This is a genomic window from Streptomyces sp. AK010, from assembly GCF_014207295.1.
GTDB lineage: Bacteria > Actinomycetota > Actinomycetes > Streptomycetales > Streptomycetaceae > Streptomyces > Streptomyces massasporeus.
The window spans coordinates 111,788-135,334 of record NZ_JACHCX010000012.1 but is presented as its reverse complement, the minus strand read 5'-3'; the positions used below and the strand labels follow the sequence as shown (position 1 = coordinate 135,334).

The window sequence follows — 23,547 nt, the reverse complement described above, 5'->3', positions numbered from 1 at the left end:
GTGGCGACCAGGCCGACAGCCCAGAGCCACGGGTAGTGCACGTGCACCCAGCACGGCCCGCCGTGGCTATAGCAGTCGGCGTCCCAGTTGCGGCGCCGCTTGGGCCGTGCGGTCGTGGCGATCACTCCGGCGACCAGGTAGCAGGCGCCCAACCCGGGCAGGGACGCTGCCACTAAGGGGTCCTTTCACTGTGAGCGTCCGATCAGGGCGCGTGGTCTGGTGCCGTGCGTCGCAAGGCGCCGGGAAGCCCTCGTAGCGGAGCTACTAGGGCTTTTCGGCAACGCGGCGAGGTGCGGTGCCAGGCCGCGCGACCCGGACGGGCATAGTGAAAGGACCCCTAAGGCCAGCGAACGCCGCTTGCTCCTCTTCCAGCTCATCCGGGTCAGCGGCGCCACCCAGGCGAAGAAGACCACCGGCACCAGGGCGCCGACCGTGCCGGCGAAGGCGTACGCACCGCCGGGCCAGGCCAGCCGGAGCGAAGTCGCCCCAGAGCTCGTGGCCCCAGTACATGTCGAACAGGACGATCGGCATGAGCACGCGACGAAGCCGGGAAGCGCCACGCAGGCCCACAGACAACCCCAGCCCTGCTTCTCCGGCTCGGAGACTGACGGGCTGCCCGGCCGGTGCTCGTACCGCAGCGCCGACCCCGCCGCCTTCCTCCGCATCGGCCTCGCCGCCCCCCGCTCAACGCCTCACCCCGGGATGACCACCGTCCGCAGCTCTCCGTCGCCGAGGTGGAGCATGCCCTTGCCCGGGACGACCTGGCCGCCGACCATGCCGCGGTTGAGGCGGACGCCGACGAGGTCGCCGCTGGAGGACTCCTGCGGGGACAGCAGGATGCCGCGGCGGGCCTTCTTCGCGTCGACCTGCCAGCCCGAGAAGCCGCTGCACACGTCCTCCTCGTCACCGGCGATGACGAGCGCGAGCCCGCGTTCGGCGCCGCGGGAGACCAGCTTCTTCATCTGGCTCTCGGCGTCGCAGTCCTCCAGGAGCTCGCCGTCGTCGACGAGGACGGCGATCGGCTCCTCCAGGGACGCCTGGTCGACGAGCTCCTCGAACTCGTCCTCGTCGATGTCGTCGCCGGTGAAGACCTTCAGGACGCCGTCCGTGCCGTCGAGCCCGCGGAGCGGGGACTGGCGCGGGGCCGCGATGACCAGGCGGGTGCCCTGGGACAGGAACGAGTGGGCGAAGTTCAGCATGACCGTCGAGCGGCCCGACTTGGCCGGGCCCGCGACGACGAACGCCGGTACGCCCTCGGCCAGATCGGGGCCGAAGCCGACGATCTCGTCGCCGCCGATGCCGACCAGACCGAACAGCCGCGAGCGGGACGCGTCCGGGTCGCGCAGCTCCCACGCCTCCGGGAAGGAGATGCGGCTGGGCAGGCTGTCGACGCGGAACGGCCGCCGCGAGCGGGGGACGTCGGCGTCGCGGGCCGCGGCCGCCTCGCCGATCGCCGCCAGCGCCGCGGCCTGGCCCTGACCGGTGGTGTCCGCGGCGAGCAGCGCGAACTGCGTCTCCGTACCGAACTCGTTGCGGAACGCGCGGCCCGGCGGAATCTCCTCCGGCACCTTGCGCGCCGGGATGCCGAGCGCGGAGAAGTCGCTGCGGTCGGCGAGCCGCAGACCGTACTTGTCCTCGGTGAGCGTCGCGATCCGGCCCACCAGGAGGGTGCGGTCGCCCGTCAGCACCAGGTGGATGCCTACGCTGGCGCCCTCGCGCATCATCGTCTGCAACTCGTCGGTCAGCGACCCGTGGTCGACCTCTCCGAGGGTGGGCACCCAGCCCTCCCAGCGGTCCAGCAGCACCACGATGTGCGGCAGCCGCTCGTCCTCGGCGACCGACGCCCGCTGCTCGCCGATGTCCGCGAAGCCCTTCTCCGCCAGCACGTCCTGGCGGCGGCCCATCTCGCCCTTGAGCCGGTTGACCAGCCGCACGACCCGCTCGGTCTGGTTGCGGCTCACGACCGCACCGCAGTGCGGCAGCCGCGTCAGGGCGTTGAGAGCGCCGTTGCCGCAGTCGATGCCGTAGAGATGTACGTCGGCGATGGAGTGCGTGCGGGCGATGGAGCCCGCGAGGGTGCGCAGCACCTGGGAGCGGCCGCTGCGCGGGGCGCCGCCGATCATGAGGTGGCCGAAGGAGGAGAAGTCCACGGCGACCGGGCGGCGGGCCTGGCTCGCGGGCAGGTCCTCGATGCCGTACGGCGCCGGTGGCAGCTTGCCGGGGCCACCCGCGAACGCGGGCAGCTCCACGTCGGTAAGCAGCAGCGTCTCGTCCAGGGCGGGCAGCCACGGGCTGTGCTGCGGCGGGATGCCGAGGGAGCTGTTGGCGTCGCGGATGGTGTCCACGAGGACCTTCAGGTCGGTGATCTCCTCGTCCTCACGGGACTCGGCCTTCGGCTTGACCAGCGCCGCCCGGCCCAGGTCCTCCCAGGCCAGCCGGCCCACCCAGGGCATCAGCACGGCCGGGTCGGCCGCACCGGGCCGGCGGCCACCGACACGGCCGGACTGGAACGGCACCAGCGAGGCGTGCCCGAGCCGGGCGTAGGCGCGACCCGGGGTGTTCTTGGAGATGTGCCCGGCCTCGGGCGAGTCGATGACGTCCGACGACTCGCCGCCGTCCGTCACCCGCAGCGCGATACGGAGGTTGGTGTTGGCGCGGATCTCGGGAGACACGACACCGGACGGCCGCTGCGTCGCCAGCAGCAGGTGGATGCCGAGGGAACGACCACGCTGGGCGATGTTCACGAGCCCCGTGACGAAGTCGGGCAGGTCGCGCACCATCGAGGCGAACTCGTCGATGACGATGAGCAGTCGGGGCACCGGCTGGTGCGAGGGATCCCGGCGCACCAGGTCCTGGTAGTCCTCGATGTCCTTGGCGTCGGCGGCGGCCAGGATGTGCTCGCGCCGGTGCAGCTCCGCACCCAGCGACTCCAGCGCCCGCTCCACCAGGTGGGCGTCGAGGTCGGTCACCATGCCGACCGTGTGCGGCAGATGCACACAGTCCTTGAACGCCGCGCCACCCTTGTAGTCGACCAGCACGAACGTCATGTTCTCAGGCGTGTTCGCCACCGCCAGCGCCGCCACGATGGTCTGCAGCAGCTCCGACTTACCCGAACCGGTCGTACCGGCGATCAGACCGTGCGGCCCGTCCTTGCGGATGTCGAGCCCGAACGGCCCGTCGTACGACTCGCCGATCACGGCCAGCGTCGACTGCCCGCCCATCCGCCAGCGCGCCACGATCGCGTCACTGGTCGGCGGCTCCAGCTGGAGCACGTCCAGCAGCCGGCTCGACCCGGGCAGCGCCGAGTCCTCGGTCTCGCCGCTGATGTCCCGCAGCGGCGACAGCGACCGCGCCAGGCGCAGACACCAGGCCGCGGAGACGAAGTCGGGCCGTACGTCCTTCAGGCGTTCCGCACCGGCCTCCTCGACACGCAGCCGCAACTGCTCGGTCCGGTCGGCCTGTTCGGGCCGGCGGTCGTTGGTGTGCCAGGCCTGGAAGGAGGGGAAACCGCCGGCGGCCTGCTGGGGCTGCTGCTGGGTCTGCTGGGCCGGCGCGTACTCCGCGGCCTTCGGCTCTGCCACCACGTATGCCTGGCACTCGCCGGGCAGGAATCGTTCCTCGGCGTCCAGGCAGATGGCGAACATCGACACGGCCGGCCCTTCGCGCAGCAGCCGTACGACGCCGGGAAGGGACCGCAGCCGCCGCGACCCGTCCCACACCACCACGATGTCGGGGTCGCCGAAGCTCGAATTGCCCCGCGACTTGTTTGCCTCGGCGGCCTTCTTGCGCGCGTCGAGGATCTGCGTCAGCTCCCCGATCCGCGCGCCGACCGTCTCGGCGTCCGTCCCGATGAGCGCGTTGACATCCTGACCGCCGGACGGCCGGGCGTGCGGCAGCCAGCGCACCCAGTCCCAGGACTCCTGCGCGGCGTTGTCGCTCAGCACGTAGAACTGCACGTCCATCGGGCTGTGCAGGGCCGCGGTCTGCGCGACGGCCCAGCGCCCGAGGGCACGGGCGGAATCCCCGGGCCCGGCCATGCCGACGACACCGAGGGTGCGCAGGTGCAGCGCGACCGGGGCGTCCTCGATCTTCCAGGTCACCTGGCGACGGTGGTCGTCCTGCTCGGGGTCGTCGAGCACCACCTCGGAGGGCAGCTGCCCGGTCCCGAAACGGACCAGCAGGTGGTCGCGGTCGGTGCGCCGCCGCTCCCACAGACGGGTACGGGGTCCGGTCCCGAGGGCGAGCACGGTCGCCGGGTCGGGTATGGCGTGCCGCCGGTCGTTCCGCTCGGCGACGAGCGCGTCCTGGGCGTCCTTCTCGATCCGCTCCTTCTGCTCCTCGTACTCCTCGACCTGCTTGGCGTGCGACTTACGCCCGTGCTTCTTGTCGTTGTAGTAGTTGGCGAAGAGCAGGATCGGGCTGAGGGCCGCCATGATCAGGTAGTACCAGCGCTGGAAGATCATCACCGACACGACGGCACCGACCAGCGGCGTCAGCGCCATCAGCCAGGGCAGCGGTCTGGCCTCGTACTCACGGGGCGGCGACGGCAGCCGGAAGCTGGTCTGCCGCTCGGGCGGACGCAGCCGCGGGGGGCGGTTGTAGTCGAGGCCGACGCCGTCGTCGGACCACTTGAGGGCGGCGTTCGGCGGTGTGTACCGGGTGAGTTCGAGAAGGGTGTTGCCGACCCCGATCTGAGCGCCGAGGGGCCACTCGACGGGCCCGGTCTTCTTCTCTTCCGTCTTCTCCTGGTCCTTCTTCTTGCCGCGCTTCTTGCCGCTGGGCTCGTCCTTCTTCTTGTCCTCGTCCTCCGCGAGACAGGTGCCGTCGAGGGTGACGTGCTCCCTGTCCGAGTGCACGGCGACCTGGCAGGTGCCGTCGGCGGCGACGGAGAGGGTGAGGGCCCGGGCGTCGACCTCGGGGTCGTCGAGGCGGATGTACGACGCCGCGCCGCTGCCGATGTCGTAGCGCCCGACGCCGAGCCGGTGCACGAACCCCGCGGCGGGCCCGCCGACGACGCGCAGCTCGACGAGCCCGGTCGGCTCACCCGGCAGACACCCGGACGGATCCTGAAGACTGACGACGGCGCCCTCGCGCAGGGGCGACCCGACGACGGTGGCGCTTGGATCGACGGCGTACCCGTCCACGTACACGAGGGGCGCGTTGTTGGCCGGCGCGTGCCGGTGCTGCCCGAGCGGGATGACCTGCGCCCCGCTGTGCCCCACCTGCTTGGCCAGCTCCTGCGCGATGTCCCCGACGGTGGACTCAGGATCGGCATCGAGCACCACGTCGGCGGTGCCGCCGCCGTACGGGTCGACGACGGTCAGAGTCAGGCGCACGACTTGTCCTCCCCGTGCCACCGGGCCGGTACGGCCGCGTGGTGTCTGTCGCTGGTACCGCTGTGCTGTTGGCCTTCTTCGTGCTCTTCGTGCTCTTCGTGCTCTTCGGCCACGCGGGTCACAGCGGTACAGGGACGATATCCGTTCGGTACGACGGCGGGGCAATGGGGAGGCGCCGTGACGTTCCCGATGGCAACGGCGTACACGCTTTCATGACGGCTCGTTCACAAGGCGGGTATGGGGCACCACAGGCCACACCCGTAAGCTGCTGACGCAAGAGCGGACGATCACACCGGTTGCCGGCGGTGAGTGCAACTCGGCTTCCGGGCCGAAGAGTCCGCAAACAGGGAAGCCACGGGGGTTGGCCCTGCGGCGTTGTGAGAGGGAGCGGCTTCATGGCCAAGGACCTTGATGTCACATATCAGGACATGCGGGATGCAGCCAAGCATGTCGTGAAGGAGAAGGAAAAGCTCCAGGAGAAACTCGAGGGCCTCAAGAAGTACATCAACAACCTTGTGCAGGGCGGTTACGTCACGAAGAGCTCGTCGAAGGCGTTCGACGAGAACTTCGACGAGTTCGTGCGCGGCATGAAGGACACGCTGGACGGTCTCGACGGCATGGGTGACTACCTGACCATGGCCGCGGACAAGTTCGAGCAGATCGACGACGAGCTGGCCAAGCAGGCTCGGAGCAAGTAGGGCTCAGGGCTCAGGGCTTCGGAGCACAGTGGGCTCAGGGGCTTGTCGGGTGCCGGGAGCGAGATGCTGCCGGCACCCGGCCGGGTCGGCCGGACGGGGTTCGTCAGTTGTCGGGGAGGGGCTGCCGGAGCAGGTAGGTGTGCAGGTCGCTGCGGACTTCTTCCGTGTCGACGCGCAGCCAGGATCCGTCGCGGAAACGTATGAGCAGGATGCTCGTCTCGAATTCGCCGGAAAAGGGGTCGACGAGGATTGCTTCGGAGGCAGGCAGGCGGGCGACGACCTGCATGCGCTTCTCCCGCCCCACGCTTACGCGCCGCGGTGGAGCCGCCAGGACGATCCCCTCCCGGGTCGCAAGCAGCATGCGCTCGTGGTGGGTGGAGTAGCTGTACCAACGCAGCAGGAACTGCCCGGCGTCGCCGTGCCAGTTGCCGTCGAAGACGTTGTCGAGATCTTGTTGGGCGATGGCGGCGTCCCGGCGCTTTTCCTCTTCCTCTTTGGCGCGCCGCTGCTCCTTCTCTTCCTTCCTGTCGAGGGATCGCTTGACGGCTTCTTCCGCAGCGGACAGAAGGCGCAACAGTATGAGGAGAGGTATGAACGGTGCGCCGAGCACCATGCCGATCATGCTCAGTGGAGGCAGCCTGGCAGGGCGGAGACGGGGGTTGCCTGCGGCCTGGAGTACGTCGGCAGGGGGCTGCGGGATCTTGCCGATCCAGCACCAGTCTCCCGCTTCGGCCTGGATGCCGAGGCGGTCCATCGCCGCCCGCTGGGTGTCCGTGGGTGTCACGTCAAGACTCTCCTCGCCGACGCGGAACAGGATCGGTATGTCGAGAGCGTAGCTCGTATGGGACGCCATGAGGAGTGAGGGAGTCCGCAGCCGTGCTCACGCCCGCAGGATTTCACCGAGAAAAGTAAGAGAGACGCAGAGAGGTATTGCCCATGGGGGATCATATCAAGGCGGACCTCGCCGCCATAAAAAAGTGTTCACGCGATCTGACCAAGATTCACGGTGAGTTCGAGCGGCACGGAAACCCTGCGGACGAGTACGGCCAGGCGGTAGGTCATGGCGGCCTCAAAGACGCCTTCTCGGACTTCGGGGACACCTGGAAGAAGACCCGTAAGAAACTGATGAAGGAACTCGAGCAGTTGGCCGAGTTCACCCGCACCGCTGCCAAGACGTACGACGAAGTCGACCAGAAGCTGGCACAAGCCATCCGGGATGCCAAGGCGCAGAGCAAGGGGAAGAAGTGAGCAGGACGGACTCCGACTGGCCGCCTCTGTGGCATGACGACCCGACGCCGGGCGATCCGGAGGAAGTGGCCGAACTCGGGCGCAAGCTGCGCAAGATGGCCGACATGATCGACGAGCAGTCCCGGGTCATCAAGTCCCTGGCCTCGGTCGAGGGTTGGGACAGTGAGGCCGGAAAGGGCTTCCACGAGATCGCCGGTGGCACGGCCGACAAGCTGAAGAAGTCATTCGAGCGCTACGACGAAGCGGCCAAGGCCGTCGGGGAGGATGTGCGCGAAGGGAGCTCGGACGAGTTCGCCAGCGAAATGCGCCGAGCGCAACGCAAGGCGGACAAGGCGCTTGCCGACTATCGTGCGGCCAAGGCCGACCACGACCTCGCGGACGACGAGGTGAAGAAATTCACCGAGAAGTACCCCATGAACAACATTCCGGCCGCGGAGAAGGAAGAGTACGAGCGCTGGGTCAAGAAGCGCGACGAGGCCCTGCGTGACATCGGGTCTGCCCGCAAGGCGGTGAAGGACGCAAGAGAAATCTACGACGACGCGGGAGACAAGGCAGCCCGGCACATCAGGAACGTCGTGCACCATGATGCGGTCAGGGACCCGGGCGGATTCATGAACCTCCTGGCGGACTGGGCGGACATGTTGTCGAACATATCGGCCGTTCTATCCGTGCTTGCGGTGATCTGCGCCTTCGTCCCACCCCTTCAGTTCCTGGCCCCCGTCTTCGCGGCCCTTGCGGTGGTGACCAGCGCGGCTGCGCTCGCCGGCCATGCATACGACATGACAGTGCGTGGCGGGAAGGTCGACTGGATGAAGCTGGGAGCCGATGCGCTGGGAGTGTTCCCCGGACTTGGCGCCCTGAAGGGGATCAAGGCGCTCAAGGGTGTCAAGGGACTGGCAAAGCTCAAGGTGGGAGGCTCCGCCGCACTCCGCGGTGTGGGAGACAACTTCATGAACGGGATCGCCGTCAAGGGCGTCAACTGGTTTCTGGGCAAGGCAGGCCGCAGCGCGATAGAGGGCAGGAAGATCACGGGAGTGATCAAGGGGGCCGGTCTCGGCAGCGCCCTGCACAGGATGCTCAGCGGCGAGAACGGTGAGAGGACCGGTTACCAGGAGCCTGCCGCCAGTACACCCACCCCTACTCCGACACCTGCGCCGTCGCCTTCGCCCGGTCCCGCTCCGAACGTTTCGCCGAAGCCGTTCAATGCGGCCTTGGCGGCTTAAGGCTTGAAAATCCGTTCAAGGAGGACAGAAACCATGGGCGAGGACAAGCGGAACCTCGGGCCGCGGGAGTTCATCGGCCGGCGGGGGGGTGACGTGGCTACGTTGGTCGAGAGCTCGGTGATCGCTTCCGTGCCCGAGGCCAAGCGGGCCGCGGAGGAAGCTCGGCGAGAGCTTCGGTTCGACTTCCTGGACGACCGAGTGGTGCTCGAACTGCTGCGCCGGCGTCATGTCGATGAAGAGGACATGTTCAACGCAGGGTTCAAGCACGGAGTGCCGCTGGCGCTCCTCGGCTTCGGGGCCGTGACCTATTGGGCCGGCGTGGCTCAGTACTGGGAGACCGCAGCAGCCCGCAACGCCTACCTGGCGGTCGCCGGAGCCGTCCTGGCGCTTGAGGTCTTCTTCTTCGTGCGAAGCGCGATTTCACAATGGGGCGATCCGGCCCGGCAGAACCTGCGGGCCCGGGCGGTGGCGTACCGGAAGATCGCCCACATCGCCCGAGGGGGAGGGGCGGACATCCCCGCCCACTATCCGCACTACGGGCCCTACCCCTTCGCGGCGACATTCCGTCCCGAGGTGGACGACCGCGAGAAGTCCGAGAGCGAAGGCGCAGATGACCACGGACACCGTTGAGGAAGCCCGGCGCAGCCTCGAGGGAAGCGACGGCATAGAGGTCCGCTGGATCATGCCGGAGGGCTTCCTCGAGCTGCCCTTCGAGGCGGACGACCTGGATGAACTGGCCGAGCAGCTGATCGAGTTGGCCAAGCAGGCGTTGCCCGGCGCCGACGAGGAAGTGCAGGTGCAGTACGCCGCGATGTGTGTGGCGCACTACGACGAGTTCATCGAAGCGGGCGTACAGTACGCGGGCTTCGTCACCACGGAGGTTGACGGTGTCCGCTGCACGGCCACCGTGAACGTCAGCCTCCTGGACCTCGACGAGCGAGCCGGCGCCAATCCGGCGGGCTTCATCGCGACCACGATGCGGCACCTGGAGCTCGGAGAGATCGGCGATGTGCAGCTGCCCTGCGGCCCGGCCGTGACATGCGTCGGCAACCGGTCATCCAGCATCGACGGCAGTCTGACCCAGTCGGGCCGGGACGAACCGATCTGGACGTCGTTCATACAGGTCCAGATACCCCTGAACAACGGGACCGTGCTCGTACTGGAGATGGGCACGCCGACCGTAGAAGGGTGGGACGTCTTCTCTGCCATGTTCGCCGGCATCGTGAAGAGCGTCCGCTTCTTCGACACGGACGGAGCTCCGCTGGTGATGCCGGGGTGAAGGAAGCGGCAGCAGGCGATACCCCGCCGACGATGGAGGCGCCCAGGGACTACGAACTGCTGGTGCCGCGCGAGTGGTTCCGGGTCGACCTCATGCGGGACCGCTGGCGCTCCCAACTGAAGACGTTCGTCGACCGCCAGTCGGAAGGTCGGAACGTCTCCGCGGAACTCAAGCGGGACGTATGGACCGCCTTGCGCAACACCGCGGAGGCCGGGCGGGCGCGCGGGGCCATGGAGTTCTTCCTCCTGACGATCTCCCGGGACGGCGGCCTCCCCGCCTCGCTCCTGGTGTCCCTGGTGCCGCTGGGCGATACCCCCGCCGACCCGGAGAAGTACGCGGCGTGGCTCGAACTGCGAGAGCCAGAAGGTGCGGGGCGGCGACACGTGTCGGTGGTGGAGCTGACGGCGGGGCCGGCTGTCCGCGTCCTCGGTGCCACGACGCTGAACGTCCACGTCCTGATGCCCGGCGGGGTCGGCTACCTGACACTCTCCTTCTCGTCTCCGGTCATGGGGATGGCCGGTCCGATGGAGCGTTTGTGCGACGCGATCGCGGGGTCGTTGCGGTGGGTGGAGTGACGTAAGGGGCCGCCCGCAGACTTCGGGAGGACGCCGGGGCGCGACCGCTTTGGAATCGCCGGAGTGAGTCTCTGCCTGGTGGTCGGCGCGGGCGTGGTCCTGCTGCTCATGGGCCTGTGGAAGCGGTTCGTCGCGGGACCGTCCCGACGCCCGTGGAGCTGTCCGCAGGACCTGGGGCATTCGGTGGAGTCCTCGGTGCTGTCACCGCGCCAGGGGCGGCGGAGGGCTGCGCCGCGCCCCCGGCGTCTCGGGTGGGATCCGCCTGGCACGCGGAGGTCATGAGGACTTCCAGGTATCGGCTTCCTCATCCGGGCTGATCCGGATGGTGCGGGCGAATTCGTCGACATCGTCGAGAGCCCGGAGGATCCTGCCGGCGTCGGGATCGGCCAGGATGATCAGGACGTCCGCGGCTTCCTCGCCCTTCTCGTAGCGCCAGGCGTAACGGAGTCCGACGTGCACCTCGTTGCTGTCGTCGTCCTGGTAGTAGCGCAGCACCCGCAAGCCGGCTCCCAGGTGCGGAGAGTCGAAGTCCTCGACGATGGGGGGCTCCACGGTGTAACTCGCATCGGCATGGGTGAGCTCCCGCAATGCCGTTTCCCGGTCTTCGCCCTCCTCGATCTGCACCAGATCGACATACGCCGGAAGCGGGATCTCCCGAGGGTGCGGGAGATGGAGGAAGACCTCGAAGTCCGGAAAGGCCGCGGGGGCCCTGAGGGCGTACATCAACAGGATGTTGGTCAGCAGGTCGACTTCGCCCGGCTCTGGCTTCTCCGACGCAAAATCCGCCCAGAGGCCCTCGGCGAAGTAGCGTGCCCACGCTTCAGGCGTCTGTGCCTCCTCGACGTCCTCAAGGCCAGGCTCCGGCCACATGAGCGGGATGCGGATCCAGGGGGCCAGATCCATGGCGTGCTTGACGTTGAGCCAGCTCACTCATAACTCCATCTGAACGTGCCGACCACCGCGTCGAACAACTCGACCAGTACGCCGGTGAACTCACTTTCCAGATCGCCGTCACCTGGTGTGGAGAAGTTGATGCTGATCCAGCGACCGGGACCGTCGGCCACGGGGAGCACATACTCGACCCGCCGCGTCGGCAGGGCGGTCTGCCGTACGGCTTCGGGGGCGGAACTCAGCTCCTCCTCGGCAGGGGCGGAACGGTAGGCGCGGCGGAGCGCGGGAGCCCCTGCCACCTCGACCTCCGTCGCCGTTCCGTCGGGGACGCCTTCGTCGGCAAGTTGAGCGATCACTGCCTGTGGAGGAACCGCATGGTCTTGACCGATCGGCATCTCGGCAACGATGAAAGAGGCCATCAGGAAGATCCCCCCGCGTGGGAGCACCGGAAGGTAGAGGTCAAGGCCGCCGTTTCTCCTGGCTGCGCGGGCCTGCTTCTCCATCTGGCGACGCATGTCCAGTCGGAAGCGCATCGCCTCGTCCCGGGGAATGCCTTCCGGGACTTGCCCCATGTGTGAGAAGAGGACATTCTCGAGCGCTTCCTTGGTGCCCTCGCGCAGGGGGATGCGCACCCAACCGGGCGGCAGGACGAGCTCATAGCCGCGGGGAGCGGCCAGCTTGACGGGGGATGGCTGTTGCTCCAGATCGGACGTACTCACGCGCCTGCCTGCTTCTTGAGCTGCCGGTCGGCCACCAGGATCGTGAGGGAGGAGAGTACCGAGATCACGGCCAGCCAGCTGTAGCCGAGGGCCCCGATGATGTTCCAGATCAAGTACATGGCGGCAACGATTTTGATCGTCTGGGAGAAGTTGGAACCCATCCGAGGGTTGCGGATGAGGTCTCGGCTCCTGAAGAACAGGATCAGCATCAGTATGGGCGCAATCATCAACGGCCATGCCGCATAATCGTAGGTGAGCCATTCCATTCCGCCGTACTTGCTACCGAGGTCCTGGAAGGCGAAACAGAGAATAGGTACCAGTGTGCACGCAGCAAGGAATCTCATGGCCCGCGATTCCTGAGGGCTCTTCGCCGGAACTGTCGCCACGATCTCTACTCCTCTAGTCCTTGTTTTGGGTTTCGCCACACCCGGCTCATGTCAGCAGATTCTAACTTCTGAGTCGTGGTCACCAGCGGCTCCCGACTTCACGCGTCAGAACGTCTTTGGCGTCACCGTACTGGTTCGCATAGGGGCCCTTTTCTCCGAGTTTGTCACCTACGTCCACCGTGGTGGCAGCGCCATAGTTCAGCTTGAACTTCAGCGCAGCCTTGTCCATCGCATTGGCAGCCTTCACCACATCGGGATTCCCGCCGAACTCGGCCCGCATCGCCTTGGCGAACTTGGAGGCGCTGGCGACCTCCCCCTCGCCGCTCAGCAGGCGGTCCAGCCGGGTCGTGCCGGGTCGCGTTTCCTTCGCCCCGATCTGGCGCAGCGCATCCTTCGCGCGCACTGCTTTCGCGCCGCGGGCCGAGTCGGCACCGTATCGCATGACGTTCTTGTCGAGCAGCTTGCGCAGATTCGCATAGCGCTGGAACCGCCCCGCCCTACTGGCGGTCTTGAGTGTCGTCGCTGCCGCCTTCACACCCTTCATCGCGATGCTGCCGAATCCCAGCGTCGCCAGCGCGAAGACGTCCATGGCGACGTCCGCCCAGTTCCCGTCACCGGAGAGGGCCAGCAACGTGTGCCCGACGCCGACAAGTGCCGTGAGGCTTAGGGTGGTTACCGTGATGAGAGTCGCCAGCCAGCCGACCGGTGTGAAGAGGAGGGCGATGACCCCGATGATGGTCGCGGCCCAACTCAGTACTTCGATGACGCTCTTGATGGTATCCGCGTGCTCGTGCACCCAGTCCTTGAAGTTCTCCCACTTGCTGTCCTTGATGACATCCGAGATGTCAGCGCCGATGTTCTTGGCGTAGTACTGGGCACGGGAGTTGCGGTCGGAGATGACCTGGTTGAGCTGCTTGTGGTACGACGCCAGGTGGCTGTTGGGATCGGGCTCCTCCGACGACTTGTTGTCGCCGTCTTTGCCGTCCTTCTTGGCCTCGGCCTCCTTCTTCTTCACCTCGGCAGCGTGTTCCTCGTCAGCCTGCTTCGCGGCTCGGAGGACGCCGTCGGCCCGCTCCTGGAAGCCCTCCAGCTCGTTGGCCCAACTGCCGAGGTCGCCCACCACGCGTTCGTAACGACCCGCTGTCTCGCGGAAGCGCTTCTCGAGGTCGCCGGACTTCTCGCGGATCTTGTCGGCGTACTTGCCCTGCAGGGCGTCGCCGTCAGCGGCCTTGCGTAGGATGCCGGCCTGGTCGCGGAGGGTCGAGGCGAGGTCCTTCATTCTGCGGACCTCGTCTCGGATGTCCTCCGGATCGCCGGGGATCGGGTCCTTCTCCGCCAGCGGATGCCAGTCGACCGGTCGGCGTTTTCCCTTACCTGTGCCCATCGGTCAGTTTCCCCCGTTCTGGCTGTGCTTTTTCTCGCTCGCCTTCTTGAGGTCGAGGTCCAGCTTTTCGAAGCTCTTGAGTGAGGTCTCTACCTGCTTGCCCAAGTCCTCGACGTTTTCGAGGAGTTCACGTCGATAGTTGTCCCAGTTGCTGACGAACTCGTCCATCTTTCCGGAGATGCTCTCATGGCCCCAGATGTCATGAATGTCGGAACGATGCTTATCGATGCCTTTGAGGGCTCTTTTGATGTCTTTGAGATTTGTCTTCGAAGACTCCAGAAGTTTGTAGTCGACCACCAGGCGGTCGTGCTCCCCCATGGGTCCCTCCATCTGTACGTGCGTCGTCAAAAATACTCTTGTGCGGGTTCAACCCGCTGGCACGGTCACCGCAAACGCCTCCCCGCTCGTCAGGGCGCAGTCCCTGGGCCTTGCTCGTGAATGTGGGCACCCAATGATGTGCGGGGCCGGATCGGGCAGCACCGCCGCCGGTCACGGCCGACACCGGTCGTCGCAGGTCCGTGACCTGCCAGTGGCGGACCGCGCCTGTAACCGGTCAGCGGTCGGCGGTCGTGCACGCCCAGGCGGTGGCGCCGAGCGTCTGGCCGAACGGTCCGTGGCGTGAGCCGTAACGGAGAGCCTGTGGCGGACGCGGCGGCGGGCGGAACTGCAGACGGCGTATCAAGTGACTCACCCCGAGAGCGAGAACGGTGTGCCAGGTACGCCGACGGTATCTGTTGGGTTCCGCGGTCTGTCGGGCAGAGCCTCTCGGTGAAGGGGGTGATTCCTGTGCTCGCGGGTGGAGTTGGGGGTGTGCATAGGCGGCGCGTCATCTTCTTCGAGACGTGAAGCTGGTGAAGGTTCGTAGACGCGGGCGATCCTCCATGTGAAGGGGTCTCCACATGGATCACACGACCGTACCGGTCCTGATAGGCGTTTCGGTGAACGGCTGCGCCCCATGGGATCATCCGTTGTCACGCCGACCATCTACCTCTGAGGACGAGCGCCATGCTGACTACCCGCCGGAGGGTGGCTGCGGCCTGCCTCCTTGCTGCTGTCACTTTCTCTGCGGCTGGTTGCAGCAGCGATTCGGATGACGGATCGAGTAGCGACGAGATCGCAGGAGCCGGTGGGGGAGGTAAGGGATCATCGTCGTCGTCCGCATCCGTTGCGCCGGAGGAAGGCGCGCCGACGTTCGACTTCCCGTCGGATGTCAAGGCTGCGGTCGAGAACGAGCAGACCGGAGATGCTACGAAGGACGCGATCCTGCGAGACGTGGCGTACTCGGCTCAGGCACGCCTGGAGGCCTTCGGTAAGGGCAGTGGTCGGACGGCGAACATGAACCGCTATTTTGCGGCCTCGGCCCTTACCTACTGGACCGATCGGATCGCGGCGGTCAAGGAGGACGGGCTCACCGTCAGTGGTGACTATCGATACTTTGGCTTCGAGGTCACGGACGTGACGAACGGCAGGACCACAGCGGTCCGTTACTGCGAGGACCAGAGCAAGGGGTATAGCAAGGAGATCAGCACGAAGAAGGTGCTGCGTACCCAGCCGAGCGACAAGGACTTCATCCTGTACACCCTTCAGGCCGCCAGGGACTCGCGGGGTGACTGGCAGGTACAGAAGCAGAGCTGGAAGAAGGGGGGCGCGTCGTGCGTTCAGGGGTAGGGGTACGGGCGGCTCGGCAGGATCGTCGTCCGCTTCTCCGCGCGGCCGCCGCCACGGGGCTCCTGGTGACGTTGTGCCTCGGCTCCCCTGCGTACGCGGGTGACGGCCAGGTCAGCGGTGACAGCGGCACCACTGAGACCGCCCAGCCGGGTGCCGAGTCGGGCGTCGGCACCGATGCCGGCGCCAAGTCCGGCAAGGGTTCCATCGGTGCCCACATCCGCATCAACCAGAGCACCCTGGCCTCGAGAAGCGCCACCGCGTCCGCCACCTCCGCCGATGCCAACGGGGCACCGCCCGTGTGCTGGTACGAGCCCATGTACACGCCGGAGGAGTACGAGACGTTCATCAAGGACGCCTATGGAGGCGCGGGGGAACCTGCCGCGAGTTACGCGCGTAAGCGGGGCAAGGAGAAGTACCACAAGGGCGACAAGGGCCTGTGGTGGCAGGTCCAGTTCCGCGACGACAATTTCAGCAAGGCCTGCCGTGTCACCACGGACAACTGGGAGATCTGGGTCCCGCCCGCCGACCCGCAGCCGGACCCGAACAAGGTGACCCCCGAGATGCTCTCCGAACTGGCCTTCAATTCGACCAAGTTGCCCAGTCCGCCGGTGGAGTTGCAGCCCCGCGCGGACCGGCTGCTCGTGAACCTCGGTACGCGGGTCGCGTTCAAGGGCGATCTCGACCGCGTGTGGACGACCGCCAGCCTCGACTACAAGGGTGTCCAGCTCGCCGCCACCACCGTGGCCACGCCGGTGGCGCTCAAGGTCGAAGCGGGTACCACCGACGCGGACCCGCAGAGCTGCACGTATGACCTGGTCAAGGGCAAGGGCCGCTACACGGCCGACAGTGAGGGTGTCGGCTGCAACGTCACGTATCTCCGGGCGTCCGGCAACGGTACTTACCCTTTCAAGGTGTCGATCACCTGGACGGTGACCTGGACCGACTCGGCCGACCCGGACGGTCCAGCGCGGCAACCGGGGCTGCCGGACGGGCTGTCCACGTTCGAGCAAGATGTGACGGTCAAGGAAGCCCAGGCAGTAAACCGTTCGACCGGCGGAGACCATGTCTGAGACCGCGGTGCAGGTATCGCGGTGCGGTCAAGGGGCCTGGTAGTGCTCCGACTTGGTGCGGTGGGCGGCGTTGAGCGTCGCATGTGCCGGCGGTTCGCTCGGACTCGCCTGGCTCGGGCCCGTCGTGCCGTTGCCGAGGCCAGTGGGCGGGGTGGCTCTGCTCCTCGCCTGGATCGTGCTGCCGCTCGCTGCGGCTCTCGTGCCGGTTCTGGTGCTGCGGAGGGTTCCGCGCAAGCGGCGGAAGGTCGCCTGGCAGTTCCTCTTCCCCGTTGTCGCCGGGGTTGCGCTGGGAGTGTTCGGCAGGGAGGCCGGTGACCAGGCCGCCCTGGCAGAGCGGGGCACATGGAGCGACGCCGTGGTCGTACGGAAGGACGACAGCGGGAAGACCGACTTCTGCGACCTGCGCACAGCCGACGGGCGCGAGATCTCGCCCGCGCTCTCGGAAGGCGAGGGATGCGGGGAGTGGGTGACGGCGGGCTCCAAGCTGCGGGTCCGGTATGACCCCGAAGGCGTTGCCAGGCCGGCCACCGACGAGGAGACCGGCTCTGAGGCCGGGCTCCTCGCCGTCCTGTTCGTGCTCGCGGTAGGGATGGGGACGTGGGGTGGTGTGCGGCAGAGTCGGTGGGATCGGGAGCATGTGGGGGAGTGAGCGAGTGAAGGGTACTTATCCCTGTCGAAACGGTGCTCCCCGCACCTCGCACCCTCGCTGTCCCCCTCTTCGCCAGGTCACCTGTTGACGGACTGGATCTCCTGGACGGTCACGTTCTGGTCGTTGCCGAAGGCGCCGTTCGGGAGGTCGCCGCCGGCGCCACCGGTGCCGGTCCAGTTGATTTCCCACGTGATGGTGGCCCGGAGCTTGTACGTGCCGTCGCCGGAGGAGCGGAGGTACCTGATGCCGCACGGCGGGGTCTCGTCGGCCTTGCCCTTGGCGTAGGGCTCGCCGATGGAGTCGTCGGCGTTCATGACGCACTCGCCCGAGGCCGGATAGGTCACGGCGTCCTTGGTGCCCGGCTCCAGCTTGAGGGACACCGGCCTGGCGGTGGTGGTGGCCTGGATGTTGAAGCCGGGGACGTTGAGGGCCGCGGTGGCCTGGACCTCGTCGAAGACGGCCTTGTCGAGCCAGGCCCAGGTCGGCAGGTTCACCTTGGTCGTGGCCTCGGGGGCGAGGGTGACCTTCGTGTCGGGAAGCTCCATGTGCTGGTAGGCGAGAGCGGCGAGTATCTCGGGTGAGATGGCCTCTTCGTACTGGGGTGGTGGCGCATCGCCGTTCTCCACCCAGAAGGGAAGGTCGGTGCAGGAGGACCGCTTGAGGTAGTCCGGCTCGTCGGGGTTCTCGACGCCGGCCCAGAACATTCCCTTGCCGTCGTTCTCGACGTTGTAGTCCTTGTAGCCGGGGGTGTCGCCCCAGCCGTACCCGTCCTCGTAGTGGCGCTGCGTCTCGCCGATGGCCGCCCCTGCGGTTCCGCCCATGCCGGGTGCCTTCAGCTGGCTGTCGATGTGCTTCGACATCTCCTTCTTGAAGTCCTTGGCGCCGAGGTACGGGGCGTACCAACAGGGCGGAGGCGTCCAGTTGACGTCGGAGGACGTCACGTTTCCGGCGCCGCCGCCTTTCGCTACGGATCCGGAGTACTGGATGCGGGCGGCGGCGTAGATGCCGGTTGCGCTGCTGCCGCCCGTCTCCTTCTTGTCGCTTCCCTTGCCGAAGTCCACCGGTTCCGCCGCGGCGTTGGGCGCCGTGAGGATGATGGCGCTGACCGCAAGGGCCATGGCAGCAGTGCTGTTGCCGAGGACTCTGCGATGCGAGTGACTCACCGGCACTTCTCCGCCTCAGTCTCGACCAAAACCTTGGATGCCTGCCACAGGCCGTCGCCTGTCGGGAACTTGACCATGACGATCTTGTAGTAACCGAAGTCCTTGAGGCTCGGCTTGGTCTTCAGGACCTTTCCTGTCTTGACCTCTTTGCCGTAGAACTTGCTGGTGTCTGCGCAGAAGGCGATCTCAACGGACTTGCCGTTCGGGGCGGACCGGGTGGTGGCGTCGTAGTGGCGGCGGGTGCCCTCCGCGGTCCAGCCCCCCTTGATCCACTCGTTGATCTGTACCTGCGCGTAGTGCAGCCCATCACCGGTGGAGTAAGCCGTCACGGCCGCATCCTTCGTCGTGCGCTTGTCGACGCCCCGATAGATCGCGCGGAGGTAGTTCGCGGCGTCATCCATCGCCGCAGCCTCGTTCTTGTCCTTCGGCTTGTCCCAGTCGAAGACCAGGTTCATGTCCTTCGGCAGGGACAAGTCCACGCCGTCCGGCTTGTCCCCTGCCGGTGCTCCCGAGGCGGGTGCCGACTCCTTCGGCGTCTCTGCCCCCTGACCCGCGCCGGCGATCTTGTCGTTGCCGCCGGACTTGTCGTCCCCGCTACCGCAGGCCGTCAACAGCAGTGCTGCCGTCACAGTCAACGCGACAGCAACGGGCAATGAGCGGCGCTTCACAGTGACTCCCCGTGAGAGACAGAAGTTCAGTTGGTGCCCTGACGGTACCGGTGAGGTTTCCGGTTTCACCAGCGCGAACTTCCGCGAGAACACGGGCAATGTGGGGCGTACGGGGCTCTCGGAAAGCCGGTTGTGTCCTGATCGTGCCCGGACAGGCGACGGCGTTGTGTGCCGCCGGAGTCCGGCGACATGGTGTTCAGGGGCTGCGATTCGCTAGTGCGCGCGAAGCGTGTTCAATATGTGAAGCTCCCCGTTCCATCCATACGACGACACCTCCGAAACTACAGTCGCGCTCCATGCGTAACTCCCGCAGCATCAGCGCGAATACGGCAGCCGTGGCCAATAGCGTGTTCCACGCCCAGAATGTGGAGACGGCAGCCCGCGGAGCGCGCTGGCCTTCGTACGGCAGCGCAAGCAGGAGGCCCAGGGGGACCTGGGCCGTACCCGCAACCAGCAGAGGTTCCTCGCCGCCCTCGCCCGGAAGGCCGCCACCCCGTCCACCCTCGCCGACCCGTCGAAGTCGTTCCCGACCCTGGGCGCGGGACTCGACACGCTCATCGTCGACGAAGGCACCGAACTGCCGGATCTCATGGGGCTGTTCGATGCCCTGCGGAAGGCCACGGGCGGCGGAGGACGGCGGCTCAACGTGCCCGTGGCCGACCCGGACCTGCGCACCTCCAAGGGCAGCGCGGTGAAGTGGGACGACCGCCGGGCCCGCGCCCTGTTCGACGCCCTGCGCGAGGACCGGCCGCCGGGCGGGCGGTCGGCAAGGTAGGCGGCCCGGGTGGGGGCGTTCGCTGCGACGGAAGGTGTGGCGCTTGCGAAGAGAGCCGTCAGCGCACCCAGGGCGAGGAACAGTCCGAGAACGCGGGTGTGGCTGCTGCTCGTTGTCCGTAGCCGCGCTGTGCAGGCGTTGTTCGTCGTGACAGCTCCCGCGGTCCGATCGATGTCCGCGCGGCACTCTACTCGGCCGTTCGCGAGTGCTACAGGTCGCCCGGTTGCGGCTCGGCAGGCGTCGGGCGGTTGGGGGCGGGCGTCGGTAAGAGCTCAGCCAGGAAGCGGGTGACGCGGCATGTGGCTGGAGACACCTCCGCTCGGTCCCGTCGGGCCGGAGTGCTGGAGATTCCACGTGCGCCTTGTGGACATCGGGACATCGCGCCGCCGACCTGAAGGACTGGTTGCGCGCCCACCGGGCGGAGGCCCGGGACGTCACCCTCACGAGGGCATGACCGCGCCGAGCCGCCACCCCGCTTCGTGAGTGAATCGTGCAGGCATGATGGCCGACAGGTGACGAACCGGCCGCTCGGAAGGGGCCGTTGGAGTCGGTGGCGATTCACTGGCGCACAGGTCGTGTTGGCATTCGGGGCTGGTCCCGGCCGGGTTGGGCGGGTGGGACGTTGCAGATGGATAACACGCCGCACCCTGCGGCCCGTGGGCCGGACGCGCCTTGAGGGGCTTATGTGCGGCTGATACGGTGCGATGGCTTGACACTCACCCCCAGTGCTGGCTATTCGCCCAGGTCGGGCGGGTACGTCCGGCCCGTTCCGTACTTCTCCGTGCGGGTCGACACGGGTGAAGTGTCCGAATTTGAAGCCACATGACAGACATCTTCTTGGATGTGCGGGGAGCGGTTGCGTGAAGATCCAAGAGCGTACGGGGGCGGGCGTCGGTCGATCCGCCGCTCCGGCTCAGCCGTCGGTCGGCGACCGGCTTCCCACCCCGCCTCGCGAGCGCAAACCGGCACTCGCCGCGCTCGCGGTGCTGTTGATCCTGGTGGGTGCGCTGGGCGCGACCATGCTCGTGCTCCAGGCCGGGGACCGGATCGAGGTCGTCAAGGTGACGGCGCCGATCCCCGCGGGCGGCTCGGTCAGCAAGTCGAACACGACCTCCGTCATGGTCGCCAAGGACGACAGCATCCACTACGTCGAGTGGACCCAGCTGAACGACCTGAAGAAGCTGAAAGCCGTCAACGCGATCCCCGCCGGAGTCGTCGCGGTCGGCGAGATGTTCGGCAGCGAAGCGGGGGTCGCCGCCGGAAAGGCGACCGTGGGCCTGTCCCTCAAGGCCGGCCAGTACCCGACCGGCATCAAGCAGGGCGACACCGTCGCGGCCTACCGCGTCAGCTCCGCCACCGGCTCGGGCAACAGCAACTCCTCGTCGTCGGCGTCCAGCAACTCCGTCATCGCCGACAGCGCCCGCGTCAGCTACGTCCCGGACCCGAAGGACAGCGGCGACGAAATCGTCGGCAGCACCAACCTGGCGGTGACCCTGACCGTCGACAGCGACAAGGCCGCCGACCTGGCCCAGGCCGCCTCCAACGGCGAGGTCGCTCTCGTCAAGGTCCCCGGTAACTCCGGCAACTAGAAGGCGGCACTCGACCCATGGCGCTCATCGCTCTCGCCGCCGACAAGGGTTCCCCCGGCGTCACCACCGCGGCCGTCGCGCTCTCGGCGGTCTGGCCGCGGCGTGTCCTGCTCGCCGAGGCGGACCCGGCGGGCGGTGACCTCGTCTACCGCAGTGCCGCCGCGCACGGCGGACCGCTCAACCCCAACACCGGCATGCTGTCCATCGCCGCCACCGCGCGCCGCGGCCTCGTGCCCGACCAGCTCTGGGACCACGTACAGCCGCTGAGCGGTGGGCTGGAGGTCCTCGTCGGGCTCGGGATCGCCGAACAGGCCGCCGGACTCGCCGGGTTGTGGCCCACCCTCGGGCACGCCTTCAACTCCCTCGCCGACTCCCCGCACGCCGCCGCCGACGTCATCGCCGACTGCGGCCGCATCAGCGGCGACACCCCGGCCGTGGAGATGTTCCCGCACGCCGCGCTCGTGCTGCTGGTCTCGCGCACCGAGCCCGAGGCCATCGCCCGCGTCCGTGACCGCGCCGCCGCCCTCGCGGGCAAGCTGCACGGTGGATCGCGGGGCGCCGCGAGCCTGGGTACCCCGATGATCGGTGTCGTCCTGATCGCCGACACCGGCACGGCCGGCAAGCTCGCCTCGCAGGTCAACGACATGCTCGTGCACGCCCAGACCGGCGCCCGCGTGGTCGGCACCATCGCCGACGACCCGGCCGGCGCCGACCAGCTGGCCGGCCGCAAGCGCGGCCGCCTCGACAAGTCGCTGCTGATCCGCTCGGCCCGCAAGGTCGCCGCCGACATCTACCAGCAGCACGGCGCCGCCTGGGCCGCCTCCGCCCAGGCCAACCAGGCGCCCCAGGCCCACCACGCCCCGCACGCCCCGGGCCAGATGCAGGGCCACGCGGGGGCCGGCGCATGACCGCTGTCGACCACCAGTTGGTCAAGCGGTTCCGCCAGGACGCCGGTGACCGCATCGCCGAGCAGCGCCGGCAGGACCAGGTCGCGGGCGTCACCCCGATGTCCACCGAGGACGAACGGCAGTACGCCCGGGCCGTCATAGCCCAGATCCTGGAGGAGTACGCCCGCACCGAGATCAACGCGGGCCGTACGCCGCTGGACGCCGAGACCGAGGAGCAGTACGCGGCAGCCGTGCACGCCGCGCTGTTCGGCGTCGGCCGGCTCCAGCCGCTGCTGGACAACCCCGAGGTCGAGAACATCGACATCAACGGCTGCGACCAGGTGTTCGTCGGATACGCCGACGGCCGTGAGGTGCAGGGCGACCCCGTCGCCGAGACCGACGAGGAGCTCATCGAGCTCATCCAGGTGCTCGGCGCGTACTCCGGTCTGTCCTCCCGGCCCTTCGACTCGGCCAACCCGCAGCTCGACCTGCGCCTGCCCGACGGTTCGCGTCTGTCGGCCGTCATGGACGTCACCCGGCGCCCCGCGCTGTCCATCCGCCGGGCGCGCATGGGCAAGGTGTTCATCTCCGACCTCGTCGGCAACGGCACGCTGTCGCCCGAGGTCGCCCACTTCATGGCCTGCGCGGTCCGCGCCCGCAAGAACATCATGATCGCCGGCGCCACCAACGCCGGCAAGACCACGCTCCTGCGCGCCCTCGCCAACGAGATCCCGCCGCACGAGCGCCTCATCACCGTCGAACGGGCCCTGGAGCTCGGCCTCGACACCTTCCCCGACCTGCACCCCAACGTCGTCGCCTTCGAGGAGCGCCTGCCCAACTCCGAGGGCCAGGGCACCATTTCGATGGCGGAACTGGTGCGACGCTCGCTGCGTATGAACCCCTCCCGCGTCATCGTCGGTGAGGTCCTCGGCGACGAGATCGTCACCATGCTCAACGCCATGTCGCAGGGCAACGACGGCTCCCTGTCCACGATCCACGCCAACAGCTCGCACGAGGTCTTCAACCGTATTTCCACCTACGCGCTGCAGGCCACGGAACGGCTGCCCATCGAGGCCAGCCAGATGCTGATCGCGGGCGCGGTCAACTTCGTCGTCTTCATCCAGCGGCGCAACAACTACGGCAGCGGCGGCCGCCTCCAGCGCATGGTCACCTCCGTCCGCGAGGTCAACGGCGTCGACGGACGCGTGCTGTCCAGCGAGGTGTTCGCGGAGGCCCCCGACGGCCGGATCGTCCCGCACGCCCCCATAGCCTGCCTGGAGGAACTGATGGCACACGGCTACCGGCCGACCGGGACCTGGGGGTGAGCCGGGAATGACCA

22 protein-coding genes and 1 pseudogene are annotated in these 23,547 nt (G+C 67.7%); 14 read left to right on the top strand and 9 right to left on the bottom strand.

Features of this window, described 5'->3' with window-relative positions; all coding sequences use genetic code 11:
* Window positions 1–692 precede the first annotated feature (692 nt).
* Window positions 693–5,336, bottom strand: a complete 4,644-nt coding sequence (locus HDC93_RS23115) for an FtsK/SpoIIIE domain-containing protein (protein WP_185012756.1) — start codon at window positions 5,334–5,336, stop codon at window positions 693–695.
* 395 nt (window positions 5,337–5,731) lie between these two features.
* Here HDC93_RS23115 and HDC93_RS23110 point away from each other — a divergent pair, with 395 nt between their 5' ends.
* A complete protein-coding gene (locus HDC93_RS23110) occupies window positions 5,732–6,034 on the top strand; it encodes a WXG100 family type VII secretion target (RefSeq protein WP_030840100.1) in 303 nt (100 codons plus the stop codon).
* A gap of 103 nt (window positions 6,035–6,137) precedes the next feature.
* On the opposite strand, the gene HDC93_RS23105 is transcribed toward HDC93_RS23110, so the two are convergent.
* On the bottom strand, window positions 6,138–6,818 hold the full coding sequence (locus HDC93_RS23105; RefSeq protein ID WP_311774603.1) for a hypothetical protein: 681 nt from the start codon (window positions 6,816–6,818) through the stop codon (window positions 6,138–6,140).
* Between the two features lie 152 nt (window positions 6,819–6,970).
* Here HDC93_RS23105 and HDC93_RS23100 point away from each other — a divergent pair, with 152 nt between their 5' ends.
* From HDC93_RS23100 to HDC93_RS23080, 5 genes are read left to right on the top strand one after another with little or no spacing between them, the layout of a single operon-like run.
* Window positions 6,971–7,282 carry a WXG100 family type VII secretion target gene (locus tag HDC93_RS23100; RefSeq protein ID WP_185012755.1) on the top strand — a complete coding sequence of 104 codons (312 nt, stop codon included), beginning with the start codon at window positions 6,971–6,973 and terminating at the stop codon, window positions 7,280–7,282.
* Window positions 7,279–8,505 (top strand): putative T7SS-secreted protein, encoded by a 1,227-nt coding sequence (locus tag HDC93_RS23095; protein WP_185012754.1) that lies wholly within the window; start codon window positions 7,279–7,281, stop codon window positions 8,503–8,505. The genes HDC93_RS23100 and HDC93_RS23095 overlap by 4 nt, the downstream gene beginning before the upstream one ends.
* A 33-nt stretch (window positions 8,506–8,538) precedes the next feature.
* Complete coding sequence (locus tag HDC93_RS23090; protein ID WP_185012753.1) at window positions 8,539–9,135, top strand: hypothetical protein; 597 nt, start codon at window positions 8,539–8,541, stop codon at window positions 9,133–9,135.
* Window positions 9,116–9,784: a hypothetical protein gene (locus HDC93_RS23085; protein WP_185012752.1), complete on the top strand. Its 669-nt coding sequence runs from the start codon at window positions 9,116–9,118 to the stop codon at window positions 9,782–9,784. The genes HDC93_RS23090 and HDC93_RS23085 overlap by 20 nt, the downstream gene beginning before the upstream one ends.
* 32 nt (window positions 9,785–9,816) lie before the next feature.
* Window positions 9,817–10,359: a hypothetical protein gene (locus HDC93_RS23080; RefSeq protein ID WP_185012751.1), complete on the top strand. Its 543-nt coding sequence runs from the start codon at window positions 9,817–9,819 to the stop codon at window positions 10,357–10,359.
* A 276-nt stretch (window positions 10,360–10,635) separates the two neighbouring features.
* On the opposite strand, the gene HDC93_RS23075 is transcribed toward HDC93_RS23080, so the two are convergent.
* From HDC93_RS23075 to HDC93_RS23055, 5 genes are all read right to left on the bottom strand, one after another.
* Window positions 10,636–11,289: a hypothetical protein gene (locus tag HDC93_RS23075; protein WP_185012750.1), complete on the bottom strand. Its 654-nt coding sequence runs from the start codon at window positions 11,287–11,289 to the stop codon at window positions 10,636–10,638.
* Window positions 11,286–11,969, bottom strand: a complete 684-nt coding sequence (locus HDC93_RS23070; protein WP_185012749.1) for a hypothetical protein — start codon at window positions 11,967–11,969, stop codon at window positions 11,286–11,288. The genes HDC93_RS23075 and HDC93_RS23070 overlap by 4 nt, the downstream gene beginning before the upstream one ends.
* The gene (locus tag HDC93_RS23065) at window positions 11,966–12,355 is read right to left on the bottom strand and encodes a hypothetical protein (RefSeq protein ID WP_185012748.1); all 390 of its coding nucleotides are present in this window, start codon (window positions 12,353–12,355) and stop codon (window positions 11,966–11,968) included. The genes HDC93_RS23070 and HDC93_RS23065 overlap by 4 nt, the downstream gene beginning before the upstream one ends.
* Window positions 12,356–12,434: 79 nt before the next feature.
* The gene (locus tag HDC93_RS23060; protein WP_185012747.1) at window positions 12,435–13,739 is read right to left on the bottom strand and encodes a putative T7SS-secreted protein; all 1,305 of its coding nucleotides are present in this window, start codon (window positions 13,737–13,739) and stop codon (window positions 12,435–12,437) included.
* A gap of 3 nt (window positions 13,740–13,742) precedes the next feature.
* On the bottom strand, window positions 13,743–14,057 hold the full coding sequence (locus tag HDC93_RS23055) for a hypothetical protein (protein WP_185012746.1): 315 nt from the start codon (window positions 14,055–14,057) through the stop codon (window positions 13,743–13,745).
* Window positions 14,058–14,744: 687 nt separating this feature from the next.
* Here HDC93_RS23055 and HDC93_RS23050 point away from each other — a divergent pair.
* The 3 genes from HDC93_RS23050 to HDC93_RS23040 all read left to right on the top strand — a co-directional run bounded on the left by HDC93_RS23050 (window position 14,745) and on the right by HDC93_RS23040 (window position 17,126).
* Window positions 14,745–15,407 (top strand): hypothetical protein, encoded by a 663-nt coding sequence (locus tag HDC93_RS23050; RefSeq protein ID WP_185012745.1) that lies wholly within the window; start codon window positions 14,745–14,747, stop codon window positions 15,405–15,407.
* A 65-nt stretch (window positions 15,408–15,472) separates the two neighbouring features.
* Window positions 15,473–16,477, top strand: a complete 1,005-nt coding sequence (locus HDC93_RS23045) for a hypothetical protein (RefSeq protein ID WP_185012744.1) — start codon at window positions 15,473–15,475, stop codon at window positions 16,475–16,477.
* 70 nt (window positions 16,478–16,547) lie between these two features.
* Complete coding sequence (locus HDC93_RS23040) at window positions 16,548–17,126, top strand: hypothetical protein (protein WP_260419712.1); 579 nt, start codon at window positions 16,548–16,550, stop codon at window positions 17,124–17,126.
* Between the two features lie 77 nt (window positions 17,127–17,203).
* Here HDC93_RS23040 and HDC93_RS23035 read toward each other — a convergent pair whose 3' ends face one another.
* Both HDC93_RS23035 and HDC93_RS23030 read right to left on the bottom strand, forming a co-directional pair.
* On the bottom strand, window positions 17,204–18,244 hold the full coding sequence (locus HDC93_RS23035; protein ID WP_185012855.1) for a hypothetical protein: 1,041 nt from the start codon (window positions 18,242–18,244) through the stop codon (window positions 17,204–17,206).
* Window positions 18,245–18,285: 41 nt separating this feature from the next.
* Window positions 18,286–18,957 carry a hypothetical protein gene (locus HDC93_RS23030; protein WP_185012742.1) on the bottom strand — a complete coding sequence of 224 codons (672 nt, stop codon included), beginning with the start codon at window positions 18,955–18,957 and terminating at the stop codon, window positions 18,286–18,288.
* 391 nt (window positions 18,958–19,348) lie between these two features.
* On the opposite strand from HDC93_RS23030, the pseudogene HDC93_RS39725 reads away from it, so the two are divergent.
* From HDC93_RS39725 to HDC93_RS23010, 5 genes and pseudogenes are all read left to right on the top strand, one after another.
* Window positions 19,349–19,435 (top strand): annotated as a pseudogene (locus HDC93_RS39725) (LCP family protein); the annotation flags it as partial.
* Between the two features lie 111 nt (window positions 19,436–19,546).
* Entirely contained in the window at window positions 19,547–19,732 is a 186-nt protein-coding gene (locus tag HDC93_RS39720; RefSeq protein ID WP_398768422.1) for a hypothetical protein, read from the top strand.
* A gap of 860 nt (window positions 19,733–20,592) precedes the next feature.
* On the top strand, window positions 20,593–21,321 hold the full coding sequence (locus tag HDC93_RS23020; RefSeq protein ID WP_185012741.1) for a hypothetical protein: 729 nt from the start codon (window positions 20,593–20,595) through the stop codon (window positions 21,319–21,321).
* Between the two features lie 17 nt (window positions 21,322–21,338).
* On the top strand, window positions 21,339–22,229 hold the full coding sequence (locus HDC93_RS23015; RefSeq protein ID WP_185012740.1) for a hypothetical protein: 891 nt from the start codon (window positions 21,339–21,341) through the stop codon (window positions 22,227–22,229).
* On the top strand, window positions 22,226–23,533 hold the full coding sequence (locus tag HDC93_RS23010) for a CpaF family protein (RefSeq protein ID WP_185012739.1): 1,308 nt from the start codon (window positions 22,226–22,228) through the stop codon (window positions 23,531–23,533). The genes HDC93_RS23015 and HDC93_RS23010 overlap by 4 nt, the downstream gene beginning before the upstream one ends.
* The last annotated feature ends 14 nt before the right edge of the window (window positions 23,534–23,547 follow it).

What these genes read in the sequence shown, in the direction of transcription:
- HDC93_RS23085 (WP_185012752.1), top strand. Translation starts at nt 9,116, where the DNA reads ATGACCACGGACACCGTTGAGGAAGCCCGGCGCAGCCTCGAGGGAAGC.
- HDC93_RS23010 (WP_185012739.1), top strand. Translation starts at nt 22,226, where the DNA reads ATGACCGCTGTCGACCACCAGTTGGTCAAGCGGTTCCGCCAGGACGCC.
- HDC93_RS23035 (WP_185012855.1), bottom strand. Translation starts at nt 18,244, where the DNA reads ATGGCCCTTGCGGTCAGCGCCATCATCCTCACGGCGCCCAACGCCGCG.
- HDC93_RS39720 (WP_398768422.1), top strand. Translation starts at nt 19,547, where the DNA reads ATGGGGCTGTTCGATGCCCTGCGGAAGGCCACGGGCGGCGGAGGACGG.
- HDC93_RS23090 (WP_185012753.1), top strand. Translation starts at nt 8,539, where the DNA reads ATGGGCGAGGACAAGCGGAACCTCGGGCCGCGGGAGTTCATCGGCCGG.
- HDC93_RS23060 (WP_185012747.1), bottom strand. Translation starts at nt 13,739, where the DNA reads ATGGGCACAGGTAAGGGAAAACGCCGACCGGTCGACTGGCATCCGCTG.
- HDC93_RS23110 (WP_030840100.1), top strand. Translation starts at nt 5,732, where the DNA reads ATGGCCAAGGACCTTGATGTCACATATCAGGACATGCGGGATGCAGCC.
- HDC93_RS23050 (WP_185012745.1), top strand. Translation starts at nt 14,745, where the DNA reads ATGCTGACTACCCGCCGGAGGGTGGCTGCGGCCTGCCTCCTTGCTGCT.
- HDC93_RS23100 (WP_185012755.1), top strand. Translation starts at nt 6,971, where the DNA reads ATGGGGGATCATATCAAGGCGGACCTCGCCGCCATAAAAAAGTGTTCA.
- HDC93_RS23055 (WP_185012746.1), bottom strand. Translation starts at nt 14,057, where the DNA reads ATGGGGGAGCACGACCGCCTGGTGGTCGACTACAAACTTCTGGAGTCT.
- HDC93_RS23015 (WP_185012740.1), top strand. Translation starts at nt 21,339, where the DNA reads ATGGCGCTCATCGCTCTCGCCGCCGACAAGGGTTCCCCCGGCGTCACC.
- HDC93_RS23080 (WP_185012751.1), top strand. Translation starts at nt 9,817, where the DNA reads ATGGAGGCGCCCAGGGACTACGAACTGCTGGTGCCGCGCGAGTGGTTC.